Origin of the sequence: Micromonospora sp. NPDC049903, from assembly GCF_044460945.1 — a bacterium.
Classification (GTDB): Bacteria; Actinomycetota; Actinomycetes; order Mycobacteriales; family Micromonosporaceae; genus Micromonospora.
In genome coordinates, this window is sequence record NZ_JBITKL010000012.1 from 66,196 (window position 1) to 81,044 (window position 14,849).

12 protein-coding genes are annotated in these 14,849 nt (G+C 71.5%); 4 read left to right on the forward strand and 8 right to left on the reverse strand.

Features of this window, described 5'->3' with window-relative positions; translation table 11 throughout:
• Position 1 precedes the first annotated feature (1 nt).
• The 5 genes from ACIBO1_RS19505 to pgi form a co-directional block, all read right to left on the reverse strand.
• Positions 2–946: a S1C family serine protease gene (locus ACIBO1_RS19505; RefSeq protein WP_396748361.1), complete on the reverse strand. Its 945-nt coding sequence runs from the start codon at positions 944–946 to the stop codon at positions 2–4.
• A 20-nt stretch (positions 947–966) separates the two neighbouring features.
• Entirely contained in the window at positions 967–1,917 is a 951-nt protein-coding gene (locus ACIBO1_RS19510; protein WP_396748363.1) for a VWA domain-containing protein, read from the reverse strand.
• Positions 1,914–2,894, reverse strand: a complete 981-nt coding sequence (locus ACIBO1_RS19515; RefSeq protein WP_396748365.1) for a DUF58 domain-containing protein — start codon at positions 2,892–2,894, stop codon at positions 1,914–1,916. The genes ACIBO1_RS19510 and ACIBO1_RS19515 overlap by 4 nt, the downstream gene beginning before the upstream one ends.
• Positions 2,891–3,922 (reverse strand): AAA family ATPase, encoded by a 1,032-nt coding sequence (locus ACIBO1_RS19520; RefSeq protein WP_396748536.1) that lies wholly within the window; start codon positions 3,920–3,922, stop codon positions 2,891–2,893. The genes ACIBO1_RS19515 and ACIBO1_RS19520 overlap by 4 nt, the downstream gene beginning before the upstream one ends.
• A gap of 1,502 nt (positions 3,923–5,424) precedes the next feature.
• Entirely contained in the window at positions 5,425–7,059 is a 1,635-nt protein-coding gene (gene pgi, locus ACIBO1_RS19525; protein ID WP_396748367.1) for a glucose-6-phosphate isomerase, read from the reverse strand.
• Positions 7,060–7,267: 208 nt separating this feature from the next.
• Here pgi and ACIBO1_RS19530 point away from each other — a divergent pair, with 208 nt between their 5' ends.
• On the forward strand, positions 7,268–8,698 hold the full coding sequence (locus tag ACIBO1_RS19530; RefSeq protein WP_396748368.1) for a glucose-6-phosphate dehydrogenase: 1,431 nt from the start codon (positions 7,268–7,270) through the stop codon (positions 8,696–8,698).
• A 208-nt stretch (positions 8,699–8,906) separates the two neighbouring features.
• Positions 8,907–9,965 (forward strand): sporulation protein, encoded by a 1,059-nt coding sequence (locus tag ACIBO1_RS19535; protein WP_396748370.1) that lies wholly within the window; start codon positions 8,907–8,909, stop codon positions 9,963–9,965.
• 111 nt (positions 9,966–10,076) lie between these two features.
• Here ACIBO1_RS19535 and ACIBO1_RS19540 read toward each other — a convergent pair whose 3' ends face one another.
• A complete protein-coding gene (locus tag ACIBO1_RS19540; protein WP_396748371.1) occupies positions 10,077–10,640 on the reverse strand; it encodes a GNAT family N-acetyltransferase in 564 nt (187 codons plus the stop codon).
• A 132-nt stretch (positions 10,641–10,772) separates the two neighbouring features.
• Here ACIBO1_RS19540 and ACIBO1_RS19545 point away from each other — a divergent pair, with 132 nt between their 5' ends.
• Positions 10,773–11,483 carry a siderophore-interacting protein gene (locus ACIBO1_RS19545; RefSeq protein ID WP_396748373.1) on the forward strand — a complete coding sequence of 237 codons (711 nt, stop codon included), beginning with the start codon at positions 10,773–10,775 and terminating at the stop codon, positions 11,481–11,483.
• 39 nt (positions 11,484–11,522) lie between these two features.
• On the opposite strand, the gene ACIBO1_RS19550 is transcribed toward ACIBO1_RS19545, so the two are convergent.
• Together ACIBO1_RS19550 and ACIBO1_RS19555 are read right to left on the reverse strand one after the other, a co-directional pair.
• Complete coding sequence (locus ACIBO1_RS19550) at positions 11,523–12,947, reverse strand: cellulase family glycosylhydrolase (RefSeq protein ID WP_396748375.1); 1,425 nt, start codon at positions 12,945–12,947, stop codon at positions 11,523–11,525.
• Between the two features lie 193 nt (positions 12,948–13,140).
• The gene (locus ACIBO1_RS19555) at positions 13,141–13,371 is read right to left on the reverse strand and encodes a hypothetical protein (RefSeq protein WP_396748376.1); all 231 of its coding nucleotides are present in this window, start codon (positions 13,369–13,371) and stop codon (positions 13,141–13,143) included.
• A gap of 433 nt (positions 13,372–13,804) precedes the next feature.
• Between ACIBO1_RS19555 and ACIBO1_RS19560 the strand changes: the two genes are divergently transcribed.
• Positions 13,805–14,824 carry a hypothetical protein gene (locus ACIBO1_RS19560; RefSeq protein WP_396748378.1) on the forward strand — a complete coding sequence of 340 codons (1,020 nt, stop codon included), beginning with the start codon at positions 13,805–13,807 and terminating at the stop codon, positions 14,822–14,824.
• Positions 14,825–14,849: the final 25 nt, after the last annotated feature.

Genomic DNA, 14,849 nt, shown 5'->3' on the forward strand with positions numbered 1-14,849 from the left:
GTCACCCTCTCGCGATCAGCCTCTGCGCCACCTGTGACGCGCGGTCGATCGGGACCGCGAAGCCGATCCCGATGTTGCCGCCCCCCTCCAGTGTGGCGATGGCGGTGTTCACTCCGACCACCTCGCCCCGCCCGTTGACCAGCGGCCCGCCCGAATTGCCGGGGTTGATGGATGCGTCGGTCTGCACCGCCGGCTGTCGAGCGCCACCACCGAGCCGGACCGGGCGGTCCAACGCGCTGACGATCCCGGCGGTCACCGTGCCGGAGAGCCCCAGCGGCGAACCGACGGCCAGCACCGGTTCGCCCACCCGAGTCTGCCCGGTGGGGGCGAGCGGCAGCGGGCGCAGCCCGTTGCCCGGATCGACACGCAGCACGGCGATGTCCGTACCCGGGTCACGGCCGACCAACCGCGCGGTCAACCGACGGCCGTCCTGACCGACCACCTGGATCGTGCCACCCCGGGCCACCACGTGGTCGTTGGTGACCACGTGCCCCCGGTCGTCGATCAGGAAACCGGAACCGGAGGCACCGCGCCCGCCGGAGGAGGTCTGCACCGACACCACCCCGGCCAGGACCCGGTCGGCGGCGGCCACCAGGTCGCCACCGGGCCCGAGGGCGAGCGGCGGCGCGGCGGCCTCCGCCGCCTCCGGCGCGTCGTCGCGGGCGGCGAGGTGACCGGCCACCCCACCGGCGCCCGCCGAGACCGCCACCAGCGTCAATCCGACCAGCAACAACCGGGGCCACCGGGACGGGCCGCCGCCGGGGGAGAGGTCCGGCGGCGTGTCCGGCCCGACCGACCCACCCGGCACGGCGGGTACGACCGGCGGGGCCGGTCCGACCGGCGGCGCGGGTACGGCGGTCGGGGTGCCCGCCGAGCCCGGATACATGTTCGGGGAGACGAACCGCGGCCCACGCGGCTCACCGAGGCCCGGAATCGTGCTCGTCATGAACTGTCCCTTCGAAGTCGTCACGGCAGGCGGGAGAACCAGAGCATCGACGCCGCCGCGGCCAGCAGCGCGAGCACCAGCCCGCCACCGATGAACCGGGCCGATACGTCCTGCCGCTCCATCCGGTAACCCACCGACGAGCCGATGTCGGCGTACGCCTCGCGCAGCTCGGCGCTGCTGCCCGCCTCGTAGTAGCCGCCCCCGGACTGCTCCGAGACGACCCGCAGGGTCTCCCCGTCGACCGGGACGCGCTGTCCCGCGCCGATCTGGCCGTCGAGCGTGCCGAAGGAGATGGTGTCGACCGGTACCCCGGCCTCCACCGCGTCGCCCGCCGCCGAGGTCGGGTTGCGCCCGGTGGTGTTGGCCCCGTCGGAGAGGATCACCACCCGGGCCGGCGGCGGCTCCTCGACCGCCTGCGCGTCAAGCGTGCGGATCGACTCCAGCGAGGCGTCGATGGCATCGCCGATCGCGGTGCCCTGCACGCCGGTGACGCCCTCGTCGAGCCGGTCGATACCGGCCGCCATCACCTCCCGGTCGCCGGTCGGCGGCACCATCACCGAGGCGCTGCCGGCGAACGCCACCAGCCCCACGTTGAACTCCTCCGGCAGGTCCGCGACGAACTCCCGGGCCGCGTCCTTGGCGGCGATCAACCGGTCCGGGGGTACGTCGTCGGCGAGCATGGACCGGGACACGTCCACCGCGACCATCACGGTGGCCCGCTCACGCGGTACGCGTACCTCGTCGGTGGGCCGGGCGAAACCGACCACCAGCAGCGCCAACATGGCGATGAACAGACCGGCCGGTACGTGCCGCCGCCACGCCGGACGGGCCGGCGCGACCTTGTCCAGCAGTCGCAGGTTGGTGAACCGCACCGCGTACCGGCTGCGTCGCCGCTGCATCACCAGGTAGCCGACGACCAGCGCGACCACCCCGGCGAGCAGCCACAACCGTTCAGGAGACTCCCAGCTCACGCTTTACCTCCACCGGGTCGGGTGGCTCGGGCGAGCCGTCGTTGGGCGTGGACGTGACGGACGATGTCGGCGATCCAGTCCCGGTCGGTGCTCAACGGCAGGTGCGACGCACCGGCCCGCCGCAACGCCCGGGTCACCGCGAGGCGCTGGGCGGCGGCGGCTGCCGCGTACCGCTCCCGCAGCTTGCGGCTGCCGGTGGACACCTCACGGCGTTGACCGCTCTCCGGGTCGACGAGCGTGATCAGGCCGACGTCGGGCAGTTCCAGCTCGCGCGGGTCGCGGACCTCGACCGCGAGCACCTGGTGCCGGGCGGCCAGCCGCCGCAGCGGTCGCTCCCAGTCCGGCGGTGGCCCGTCCGCGCCGCCCATCCCCTCGTCGGGCAGGCCGTCGAGGAAGTCGGAGACCACCACGGCGAGACCGCGCTGACCGGCGGAGCGGCGCAGCCCGTCGATCCCGTCGGCCAGCGCCACCGGCTGGGTGGCGGGCCGGCCCCGGGGCACCTCCATCAGCGTCCGCAGCAGATTGATCAGGTGGTGGCGTCCGGTGCGGGCGGGGAAGCGACGTACCCCGGCGTCACCGAGCAGATGCGCGCCGAGCCGGTTGCCGGTGCCGGCGGTGAGGAACCCGACGGCGGCCACGGCCGCCACCGCCAGCTCCCGCTTCTCCAGCTCGGCGGTGCCGAAGTCCATGCTGGGCGTGGCGTCCACGAGCGTCCAGGTGGTCAGCTCCCGGTCCGCGTCCACGGTCCGCACGTGCGGCACGGCGGTCCGCGCCGTCACCGACCAGTCCATCCGCCGGACCTCGTCCTCACCGGCCCGGTACTCGCGGCTGCCCGCCGGCTCGCTGCCCGGACCGGGCAGCAGCCCCAGGTGCTGGCCGTGCAGCAGGCCGTCCAGGCGGCGGTTGATCGTCAACTCCAACCGGCGCAGCCGACCCTGCGGCGCGAGCCGCCCGATACTCGTCGTGTGGGAGTTCACGCCGCCGCCCCCAGGCCGGGCCCCTGCTGCTCCTGCGCCGGGGCGATCTGCGGCGGCGGCACCGCCTCCACGATCCGCCGCACCAGCTCACCGGCGTCCACGTCGTCGGCGACCGCGTCGAAGCTGAGCACCAGCCGGTGGGTCAGCACGTCGGCGGCGATCTCCCGCACGTCGGCGGGAAGAACGTAGTCGCGGCCCCGCAGCAGGGCCAGCGCCCGTGCCGCGGCGACCAGGCCGAGCGTGGCCCGGGGGCTGGCACCGTACGCGAGCTGGTCCGCCACGTCGGCCAACCCGAAGCGGCGCGGGTCCCGGGTGGCCAGCACCAGGCGTACGACGTACTCGGCCAACGCATGATGGACGAACACCTCGCGCGCCCGGGCCTGGAGCGCCACCAGCCGGGCCGGGTCCAGCACCGGCCGGGCGGCCGGGCTGCTGGTGCCCATCCGATAGAGGATGCCCAGCTCCTCGTCGTCCGTCGGGTAGTCGACCACGACCTTCATCAGGAACCGGTCACGCTGCGCCTCCGGGAGCTGGTACACCCCCTCGGACTCGATCGGGTTCTGGGTGGCCAGCACCAGGAACGGAGTCGGCACCGGATAGGTGCGTCCACCGAGCGACACGTGCCCCTCGGCCATCACCTCCAGCAGCGCCGACTGCACCTTCGCCGGAGCCCGGTTGATCTCGTCGGCAAGGACCAGGTTGGCCATCACCGGTCCCAGTTCCACGTCGAAGCTCTCCGTCGACGGGCGATAGATTCGGGTGCCGAGGATGTCCGACGGCACCAGGTCCGGGGTGAACTGGATCCGGGCGAAGCTGCCGCCCACCGCCGTGGCCAGGGTCTCGGCGGCGAGCGTCTTCGCCACCCCGGGTACGCCCTCCAGCAGGCAGTGCCCCCGGGCCAACAGCGCGGTCAACAGCCGCTCCACCAGCCGGTCCTGCCCGACGATGACCCGCTTCACCTCGAACAGGGTCTGTTCCAACAGTCGGGCCGCCCCGGCGTGCTCGCCGATGACGTCGAATTCGCGTATGTCGGTCGTCGTCACGCAGTCGCTCCTCGGTCGCGTCAGGGACGCGGGCACCCGACCCACGGGGAAGGCCGGGTACCCGCTCCTGACCCATTGGGCCAGAGCCCCCCGAAAGCCAACCGAACGACGACCGTGAAGGCCGGGCACCGCGAGGTCGATGGACCGGATTCGGCGAGTTGTGGGGTGCCCTGTGGACGCGGTGGGTTGGTGAGCAGAGCGTCTGGGCAGGTGGAGTGGGGTGTGCGGGCGCTATCGAGCTGATAGCGCAGACGGATCGCTTTGGAGGATGGCTCGCCGTTGCGCACGACAATGCCCGTCGCGACAGCACAAACGGTTCAGCTCGACAGGGCTCAGACCCACAGATGTACGCCGTCTCCGGTCGTGAAGTTGCGCCCCGCCTCGCCAAGATCACGCTCGATCTTGGATCGAGTGGCCCCGTTGTAGGGTGATGACCACTCGATCCAGGATCGAGCATGACCTTTATGTCAAGGCGCGGGTGGGCTTGCGTGGGCGCTACAGCGGTAGCAGGTCCGGGACGAGTCGATGTCTCGCCCGTCTCCGACGAGAGTGCTGGCGGGCCAGCTTGGGCGGCGGGCGGTTCAGTGCGGCTCGGTCTGCGCGGATGGCGACCAGGGGGTCGCCGGCGCGCCGGCCTGGATGCCGAGTCGTCCTGCGATGCGTGGCGTCACGGGGACCTTCTCGCTCGCCGCCTCCCAGATCGATCGCCGTTCGCCCGGGCGCTTCGCTGTCCCGAGCGCACGACGATGAGCTGCCGAGGCGCTTGCGCATGTCTCGGGAATGGGCGCGACGGATGAGCTGGGTCCGGTCGCGCACGTAGTTTCCAGAGCCCCGCTGACTTGCCCCCGGCCTTCCGATCTTGCCCCGGCCTTGGCCTTACCCCGGCCTTCGTGCCCGCCCTCGATCTCCTGTGCCGATCATGGAGGCGTGGCAGCTGTTTTGCGTAGCTTCGACCAACTTTGTAACCGCCACAACTCCATGATCGCGGGGTCCAAGGCCCCCGACCCGGGTGATCAAGGAGTTTGGTTGTTCACACCGAGGTGGCGTGACCAAAACTCCTTGATCAACGCGCTAGGGCGGGGCAGGGCGAGGTAGGGCAGTGAGGGTAGGGCAGTGAGGGCGGGGCGGGGTGAGGTGCCGGTCCGGTGTCCGGTGCGAGTTCGCCAAGATCCGCGCAACTTCGGTGAAGTTGCTGCCTCGGAGGCGCCTGGAGGCAGCAACTTCGATGAAGTTGCGCGGATCTTGCGTGGGCCGGCGCAAGCGAGCGGCAAACGAGCGTCCGACGTGCCTAGCCCGGTGCCCGCCGTGCCCCGGGTGCCCGCCGTGCCCGCCTTCCTCTGTGGCGCCTGCCTGGCGTGCCGCGTACCCGGCGTGCCGCGTACCCGGCGTGCCCCCGCCTGCGGCCTGCCCGGCGTGCCGTGCGCCTGGCGTGCCGTGCCGTGCGCCCGGCGTGCGGTGCGCGCCCCTGGGGGTGCCCGCGTCGGGTGTCAGGGGCGGTTGCGTTGGGTGCGGTAGCGGCGGATGAGGGCGGCGGTGGAGCTGTCCAGGGTGGTCAGGTCGGGTTCGTCGCCGGTCAGCAGGGGAGCGAGCTGGTTGGCCATCACCTTGCCGAGTTCGACGCCCCACTGGTCGAAGGGGTTGATGTCCCAGATCGCGCCCTCGGTGAGGACGATGTGCTCGTAGAGGGCGACCAGCTGGCCGAGGGTCGCGGGCGTGAGCCGGTCGGCCGTGATCGAGGTGGTGGGGTGGTTGCCCGCCATCACCTTGTGCGGTACGAGTTCGGCCGGGGTGCCTTCCGCCGCGACCTGCTCGGCGGTGCGGCCGAAGGCCAGCGCGGCGGTCTGGGCGAAGAAGTTCGACATGAACAGGTCGTGCATGTCGCCGATCTCGTGGTTGGGCTCGCTGAACCCGATGAAGTCGGCCGGTACCAGCCGGGTGCCCTGGTGCAGCAGCTGATAGAAGGCGTGCTGGCCGTTGGTGCCCGGCTCACCCCAGAAGATCTCGCCGGTGTCGTACGACACGGGCTGCCCGTCGGTGCGGACCGACTTGCCGTTGCTCTCCATGGTGAGCTGTTGCAGGTAGGCCGGGAACCGGTGCAGGTACTGCGAGTAGGGCAGCACCGCGTGGGTCTGCGCGCCGAGGAAGTTGGCGTACCAGATGTTCAGCAGGCCGAGCAGCACCGGGGCGTTGCGGGCCGGCGGTGCGGTGCGGAAGTGCTCGTCCATGGCGTGGTAGCCGGCCAGCATCTCGTCGAAGCGCGCCGGACCGATGGAGAGCATCACCGACAGGCCGACCGCCGACGGCAGCGAGTAGCGTCCGCCGACCCAGTCCCAGAAGCCGAACATGTTGGTCGGGTCGATGCCGAAGTCCGCCACCCGCTGGGCGTTGGTGCTGACCGCGACGAAGTGCCGGGCCACCGCCTCGTCGCCCGCGTCGAGCCCGGCCAGCAGCCAGCGCCGGGCCTGGTGGGCGTTGGCCAGGGTCTCCTGGGTGGAGAAGGTCTTCGACACGATCACGAACAGCGTGCTGGCCGGGTCCAGGTCGGCGGTGGTGTCGTGGATGTCGGTGGGGTCAATGTTCGACACGAACCGGCAGGAGATGCCGGCGTCGCGGTACGCCTTGAGCGCCTCGTACGCCATCACCGGCCCGAGGTCGGAGCCGCCGATGCCGATGTTGACCACGGTGCGGATCCGCTCGCCGGTGTGCCCGCGCCACTGGCCGGACCGCACCTGGTCGGCGAACTCGGCCATCCGCTGCCGGACGGCGTGCACGTCGGCCACCACGTCCTGACCGTCCACGGTCAGCGTGGCGTCGCGGGGCAGCCGCAGTGCGGTGTGTAGGACGGCCCGGTCCTCGGTGCCGTTGATGTGCGCTCCGGCGAACATCGCGGCGATGCGGTCGGTGAGCCCGACCCGCTCGGCCAGCGCGGTCAGCAGGGTCAGGGTCTCGTCGGTGACCAGGTTCTTGCTGTAGTCGACGTAGAGATCGGCCACCTCGACGGTCAACCGCTCGCCCCGGTCGGGATCACCGGCGAACAGGTCCCGCAGGTGCGTCGCGCGGATCTCGTCGGCGTGCTTGCGCAGGGCCTGCCACTCGTCGGTGGTGGTGACGTCCGCAGCCATCGGATCGATCGTCTCCTCGCAGGGTAGGCACGCCGGCGTCGTCCGTCCGGCGGGATGGGACCAGCCTGCCACACGAAGATCGCCGCACCGGGTCGGACGCGGGCGGACCGGTCACGATCCGCGCGGGTCTCGATGCGCTGCGCGCACGGGCGGCGGACGTCGGCGGGGTCGCTGCCCGGTCCCGGAGCGGACAGGGCAAGGTGGAGGCATGACGACGTCGGCACCGAAGACTCCCGCAGCCGCCTCCGCGACCTCCGCCACCCCTCGGCAGACGCTGCTGGTGCTGGGCGCCAGTGGCGACCTGACCGGCCGGTTGTTGCTGCCCGGGCTGGGCCGGTTGCTGGCCAGTGGCGCGGTGCCGAACCTGCGGCTGATCGGCAGCGGCATGGACGACTGGGACGACGAGCGCTGGCGTCGCCGGGTGGCCGACTCCTTCGCCAGCGTTGACGCGCAGGGGCCGGTGGAGACCGAGGTGCTCCGCGAGACCCGGTACGTGAGCGCCGACGTGACCCGCGAGGAGGACCTGCGGGGGCTGCTCAGCGGCTGTGCCGGCCCGGTGGTGATCTTCTTCGCGCTGCCGCCGTTCGTGACCGCCCGGTCGGCCGCCGCGTTGGCCCGCATCGGCGTACCGCCGGGCACCCGGCTGATGTTGGAGAAGCCCTTCGGCGTCGACCGGATCTCGGCGCGCTCGCTCAACGAGCTGCTGGCCACCCTGGTGCCCGAGGACCAGGTGCACCGCATCGACCACTTCCTCGGCAAGTCCACCGTGCTGAACCTGCTCGGCCTGCGCTTCGCCAACCGGATCTTCGAGCCGGTGCTGAACAACACCCACGTGGCCTGCGTGGACATCGTCTTCGACGAGACCCTGGGGTTGGAGGGCCGGGCCGGCTACTACGACCGGGCGGGCGCGCTGGTCGACATGGTGCAGAGCCACCTGCTCCAGGTGCTGGCGCTGCTCGGCATGGAGCCGCCGCCCACGCTGAGCGCCAAGGAGCTGCGCGGGCGCAAGGCGCAGGTACTGCGGGCCGTCCGGCTGTGGCAGGACGACCCGGTGGCGGCGACCCGCCGGGCCCGGTACACGGCGGGCGACATCGACGGCCGTCACCTGCCGGCCTACGCCGCCGAGGAGGGCGTGGACCCGAGCCGGAACACCGAGACCCTCGCCGAGGTGGTGCTGGAGGTGGACACCTGGCGCTGGGCCGGGGTCCCGTTCCGGCTGCGCTCCGGCAAGGCCACTTCGGCGGTACGCAAGGAAGCCGTCATCACCTTCAAGCAGCCGGCCCGGGTGCCGGACGGCCTGACCGGGTACGAGGAGCCGGACCGGCTGCGGATCGGGTTCGGGCCGGACTGTCTCGGGCTGAACCTGAACATCAACGGTCCCGGCAACCCGTTCGACCTGGACCAGGTGCACCTGACGGCGGACTTCGGCCCCGGCGAGCTGCCCGCGTACGGCGAGGTGCTGCGCGGCGCGTTCGAGGGCGACCCGACGCTGTCGGTGCGCGGTGACGTGGCCGAGGAGTGCTGGCGCATCGTCGAGCCGGTGCTGGCCGCCTGGAAGGCGGGGAGCGTGCCGTTGCAGGAGTACGCGGCCGGTTCGGCCGGCCCGGACGACTCGCTGCTCGGCCCGGTACGCGGCTGACCAGGGCGACCGGCGGCTGCACCGCGTGAGGGATTCTCACTGATGGTGACAGTGTGATATCTCTCAGCTACTTTTCAGCCAGCGGTGCTAGCTTCCCGACTCGACGGGATCCATGATGGACGGCGCTGATTCCGTTGCGACGCAACGGCTGAGGCGTAGAAGTTTCACGTCCGTGCCACGGTCGCGCCTGCTGTCGAGGGAGAAGCTCGTGGTGTTCAAGAAGATGCTGGGTGCCTTCGGGATCGGCGCGCCCAGCGTCGACACGGTCCTGTCCGACCCGGGCACCCGCCCCGGCTCGGTGCTGACCGGCCAGGTCAACCTGACCGGCGGCAACCAGGACGTGGACATCGACCAGGTCGTGCTGAGCCTGGTCACCCGGGTCGAGGTCGATGGCGCGGATGGCGACCACGACGCGACCGTGGAGTTCCACCGGGTGCCGGTCGCGGGCGGGCTGCGCCTCGCCGAGGGGCAGCACCTGGTCCTGCCGTTCCAGATCCCGATGCCGTTGCAGACCCCGGTGACCGACGTGTACGGCCAGCGGCTGCCCGGCATGACCATGGGCCTGCGTACCGAGGTCGCCATCCGTGGCGCGGTCGACAAGGGCGACCTCGACCCGGTGTTCGTGCACCCGCTGCCGGTGCAGGAGCGGATCCTCGAGGCGTTCGGGCGGCTGGGATTCCAGTTCAAGGGCGCCGACCTGGAGCACGGGCAGATCGCCGGGGCGCACCAGACGCTGCCCTTCTATCAGGAGATCGAGTTCTTCGCCGCGCCGCAGTACGCCCACGAGGTCAACGAGGTCGAGCTGACCTTCCTCGCCGACGAGCAGGGCGTCGACATCGTGCTGGAGTTCGACCGGCGCGGTGGCCTGTTCACCGGCGGGCACGACTCCTACGGCCGCTACCGGGTGGCGCACGCCGACGCCGACCAGCGGGACTGGGCCGCCGAGGTCGACGGCTGGTTCCGTCAGGCGCTCGACCAGTACCGCACCCTGCACCCGGGCGCGGGCTTCGCCCAACCCGGCCCGCAGGGCTACGGTCAGCCCGGCTACCCCCAGCCCGGGTACGGGCAGCCGGTCGGCTATCCGCCGCAGCAGCCCACGTACGGGCACTACCAGGAGGAGCACCACGAGCGGCGCGGGCCGGGCATGGGTGCGGTCGCCGCCGGTGTGGTCGGCGGCGCGGCGCTCGGATTCGCCGGCGGCATGGTCGCCGAGGAGGTCTTCGATTCCTTCGGTGACGACGAGGGCGACGACGGCGGCGAGGAGTGAGCCGCTGATCCTCGTCGCCCCGTCGGCGTCACCACGAAGCGGGTGTCCACCCGCGACGGCCGCCCGGTCGCCAGGCTCCCCACTGGTGGCCGGGCGGTGTCGTGTGCCGGGTCAGTGCCAGGTCGGCACCGGTCGGTCCGCCTCGAACCGGGCCCGGGTGAGGAAGGCGAGCTGGGCGCGCTTGTCCGGCATGTCGATCTCCTCGGCCAGCGTGAACCCCTCGGCGAGCAGCCGCCGTCGGGCCGCGTCGTTGCGGACGTCGGGCTCGACGACGATGCGGTCCCGGGTCGGGTCGAGGAACAGGAATCGGGCCAGGGCGGCGCCGACCGGACCGGCCAGCGCGCGGGGCAGGCCGGGTGGCGGGGCGAGCAGCAGGTGCATCCCGATGTCGCCGGGCCGTACCGGGTAACGCTCGCCGACCGGGTCGGCCGCCGGCTGGTACGTCTGGAAGAGGCCGATCGGCACGTCGTCGAGCCGGATCAGGTACGCGTGATGGGTGGTCAGGGCGTCGACGAACTCGTAGATCTCGCGTACCTCGTCGAGGGTGTGCGAACCCATGCCCCAGAACACCGCGCGGGGCTGGGTGACCCAGCCGTGCAGGAGTTCCGCGTCGACCATCGGGTCGACCGTGGTCAGGCTGAGGGTGCCGAGGTCGGCGATCTTCTCCTGGTACATGCTGCCTCGCTTCGGATGGGCAGGGTGGGTGGCCACGTCGTGCGGTCGGAGAGCCCGCGCCGGTGTGCCTCGCCAAGATCGGCTAGTTAGGTTAACCTAACCTAACTTTGCGGACGGTAGCAGGAGGCACGGGTGAAACGGAACTGGGAGTCGCTGGTCCTCAAGGCGATGGGAGGGCGGAACTTCCGACTGACCGTCCTGGACTCCGCGCCGGTGAACGAGCGGTACCAACGCCTGCTGGTCGACGGTGGCGGGTTGCTCCAGGAGTGCGAGGTCCACCCGACGATGTGGATCCGGCTCTGGTTCGACAACGACGGACGGGCGCACCAGCGGGCGTACACGCTCGTCGACCCGGACCCGCTGACCGGCCGCTTCCACCTGGAGTTCGCGCTGCACGACGGCGTCGCCGCCCGCTGGGCCGGCGCGGCCCGCCCCGGCGACACCATCGAGGCCACCGTGCACGGCACCGGGTTCGCCCTGCCCGACCCGGCGCCCCGGCACCTCTATCTGGTCGGTGACGCGGCCTCGCTGCCGGCGGTGAACAGCCTGCTGGACAGCGCGCAAGACATCCCGGCGACGGTCTGGATCGAGTACGCCCACGAGGACGAGAAGGAATTGGCCGCCCGCGCCCGTGCACACCACGAGGTGGTGTGGGTGCCGCGCCGCGACGACGGGCAGCACCTGGTCGACACCGTCCGCGACGGGATGCCGGCCAGCGACGGCGGCTACTACTGGGTGGCCTGCGAGGCGGCCACCGCCCGCAGCATCGTCAAGCACATCCGGCGCGGACTCGGCGTGGGCCGCCAACAGTTGACCGGGGTGGGCTACTGGAACGCCCGGTGAGCGGCGGCCCCGGCGGATCCGCGCCGGGGCCGCCGTCGGTCAGCTCGTCGGGAAGTTGTCCGGGGTCCGGATGCGCTCGCGCATGAACGCGCCCGAGGTGGTCAGCATGGACGTACCCGTGTAGTTGCTGCCGTTGCAGGTGCCCGGCCGCAACGCGGCGCTGCCCTCGGCCTTGTCGGAGAACGTCCAGTTGGCGTACCCGATCTTCAGCCGGTCGAGCAGGTCCAGCCACTGGGTGCTGCTGGCCAGGTCGGCGGCGCCGTCACCGGTGTAGTCCACGGTGCCGAACTCGGTGACGAACAACGGCAGCCGGGCGGCGGCCCGCTCGACCTCGGCCCGGTAGTTGTCCCGGTGCGACGCGGCGTAGAAGTGGAACGCGTACATGACGTTGCTCGCGTTCACCGGGTTGTTGACGATCTCGGTGTGGTTGGCGCCCTCCGAGACGCCCAGCGAGGACCAGCCCCGGGTGCCGACGATGACCACCGCGTCCGGGTCGTTGGCACGGATGACCGGGATGACCTGGTCGGCGTAGTTCTTGATGGTCGACCAGCTCACCCCGTTGGGCTCGTTGGTGATCTCGTAGATCACATTGTTCTTCGACGCGTGCCGCGCGGACACCGCCGCGAAGAAGGTCTTGGCGCGCTGAAGGTTGTGCATCGGGTCGCCGGGCGTGAGCGTGTGGAAGTCGATCATCGCGTACATGCCCCGCTCGGTGGCCTCCTCGACCAGGGCGTTGACCCGGTTGGTGAAGCCGGCCGGGTCGGTCTCGTACCCGTCCTCCTGCACGTACATGGCGATCCGGAACAGGTCGGCCCGCCAGTCGGTGGCGAGCGCGTCCAGCGAGGCGTCGTTGTAGCAGTTGCCGAACCACTGGAGGCCGTGGCTGCTCATGCCGCGCAACTGGATCGGCCGGCCGTACTGGTTGCAGAGGTTGACCCCGCAGACCCGCAACTGCCCGTTGATCGCCACCGGGGTCTGCCCGCCGGGCGGCGGGGTGGTCGGTGGCGGCGTGGTCGGCGGGGGAGTGGTGGGCGTGGTCGAGCCGGTGCAGACCGTGCCGTTGAGCGTGAACGAGGTCGGCGACGGATTCGCGCCGGTGAAGGTGCCGTTGAAGCCGATGGTGGTGCTGGCGCGGGTGGCCAGCGATCCGTTCCAGCTCAGGCTCCGCGCGGTGACCTCGCTGCCGCTCTGGCTCCAGGTGGCCGACCAGCCCTCGGCGAGGCGCTGGCCGGCGTCGGGGAAGCGGAAACCGAGCGTCCAGCCGTTGACCGCGTCGCCGACGTTGGTGATGGTCACGCTGGCGGTGAACCCGCCGGACCAGCTGTTCGTCGTGTAGGTGACCGAGCAGCCGGGCGCGGCCATCGCGGCGGTCGTGGGCAGGGCGGCCAGCGTGCCGAGGGTCAGCGCGCCGACGGCACCGGCCGCGACCAGGAGGCGCCGGGTGCGGCGCGGGGGATGCTTCATGGGAACCGTCGCAATCTGGGCGTGGTGGGGTAGGCCCTCCGACGAGAAAGGACGGAGGCCCGGGAGCGCTCCCACGGGAGCCTACGATGGCCGGAAACACCGGCGCAACATTTAGCGCCATCGAAGCGATGCGGACGTGACGACGCCCCGGGAGCGTCTCCCGGGGCGTCGCCGTGCACGGTCGCGCGCTGCGTCAGAGCTCGCCCGCGGCGCGGCGTCGGTCGGCCTCGGCGTCGGCGGCGCCGACCGGGGTCGGGTCGGTGTCCCGCTGCGCTCCGGTGAGGTCGATGTCGGCACCGGCCCGGGCCGCGTCGGCCGCCGCGTCGTCCGCGCCGACCACCTCGCCGGCCTCCGGGTCGCCGTCGTTGCGTACGAGATCGCCGGCCGCGGCGAACGCGATCGGCGTGTAGCGGGGCTCGGTCATGTCGTCCTCCTCGTCGCCGGTGTACTGCTCTGATACCCGGCAGGGCGCGGCCCACACCGACGCGTCCGTCCACCCCGGACCGTTCGGCGCCGGAGCGGACTTTCGGCGGGTGCGCGACCCGGAGAACCCTTTCCTGAACGCACGCTCAGTAGTGATGTGGAGTTCGGCAATATCTCGGATCGTTGCCGGATCGTTGCATCCGCTTGTCGTATGGCAAAGATCACGCTGAGTGCCTAGGATGGCCCGATTTTCGGTGGCACCGGCTCGAAGATCGGCGTACCGCAGCACAGTGGATACCCAGAGTGAGTGTTTCCGGGGTGCGGCGCGTCCACCCCACGGGACCGTGGCACAGCTGTGCCACCAGGATTTGCGCTGCTCACTACCCTGATCCTGATCATCGGTAGTGAGCCTCTCGACTTGACAAGGGTTTCAGATGAGCGACAGCCACTCTCCGTACGGAGGGCAGCCGGACCCGAACGCCGCCCCGTGGGGTACCCCGCCCGGTTCCCCGGTCGGTCCGCCGCCGATGCCGCCCGGCAGTCCGGCGGGCTACCCGATGCCGCCGGGTTCTCCGACCAGCGGGCCCGGTGCCCCGGGATACCCCACCAGCGGGCCCGGTGCTCCGGGGTACCCCACGAGCGGATCCGGTGCCCCCGGGTACCCGTCGTCGCCGTACGGCGCGCCCACGCCCCCGCCTCCTCCGCCCTACGCCGTCCAGCCGCAGAAGTCCGGCGGTAACCGGGGCGTCTGGCTCGGTCTGGGGATCGGCGCCGCCGTCATGGCGGTGCTGGTCGCCTGCGGCAGCACCATCGGCTACTTCGTGCTGGGCGACGACGACGAGCCCTCGCAGGTCGCCACCAGCGGCAGCCCGTCGCCGGGCGGCGACACCGAGGGCGGCGAAGGCCCGGAGCCCTCGCCGACGCCGGCCGAGCCGGACAACGACGGCGGCAACGGCAACAACAACGCCGTCACGGCCCGCAACTCCAGCGACTTCAACGCCGTCTGCGACGGCAACCCGGTGCTGAACGCCGCGCCGTACACCTCCGCCAAGGGCGCCAAGGTCTACACCTTCGCCAACAACCCGGACCGCCCCGGTTCCTGGCTGAGCAAGTCGGTCGGCTTCAACAAGCCGTACTACGCCCGGACCTCCGACTGGGCGACCGTCTCGGTCGTCGGCTGCCTCACCTTCGTGCAGGGCAGCGAGGGCGAGCCGCGCAAGTGCCAGTACAAGGACCGCGACGACAAGCAGGTCACGGTCGACTACATCTCGTCCCGCTACACGCTGACCTTCCACAACGCCCAGACCGGCGAGAAGATCGGCGACGGCGGTCGGATCAACGCCCCGGCCGGGCGCTGCCCGAGCTTCATCTCCTACAACCGGGAGACCCTGAAGTCGTACGCCCAGCCGGACAACGGCGCCATCGAGCTGGCCCTGGACAAGTTCACCTCCTGAGCGCAGGCACCTGACCGGCGGGGGT

Bases quoted from the DNA above. Each gene is read 5' to 3' on its own strand.
- ACIBO1_RS19505 (WP_396748361.1), bottom strand. From the start codon at position 946: ATGACGAGCACGATTCCGGGCCTCGGTGAGCCGCGTGGGCCGCGGTTC.
- pgi (WP_396748367.1), bottom strand. From the start codon at position 7,059: ATGGCTGCGGACGTCACCACCACCGACGAGTGGCAGGCCCTGCGCAAG.
- ACIBO1_RS19530 (WP_396748368.1), top strand. From the start codon at position 7,268: ATGACGACGTCGGCACCGAAGACTCCCGCAGCCGCCTCCGCGACCTCC.
- ACIBO1_RS19540 (WP_396748371.1), bottom strand. From the start codon at position 10,640: ATGTACCAGGAGAAGATCGCCGACCTCGGCACCCTCAGCCTGACCACG.
- ACIBO1_RS19550 (WP_396748375.1), bottom strand. From the start codon at position 12,947: ATGAAGCATCCCCCGCGCCGCACCCGGCGCCTCCTGGTCGCGGCCGGT.
- ACIBO1_RS19555 (WP_396748376.1), bottom strand. From the start codon at position 13,371: ATGACCGAGCCCCGCTACACGCCGATCGCGTTCGCCGCGGCCGGCGAT.
- ACIBO1_RS19560 (WP_396748378.1), top strand. From the start codon at position 13,805: ATGAGCGACAGCCACTCTCCGTACGGAGGGCAGCCGGACCCGAACGCC.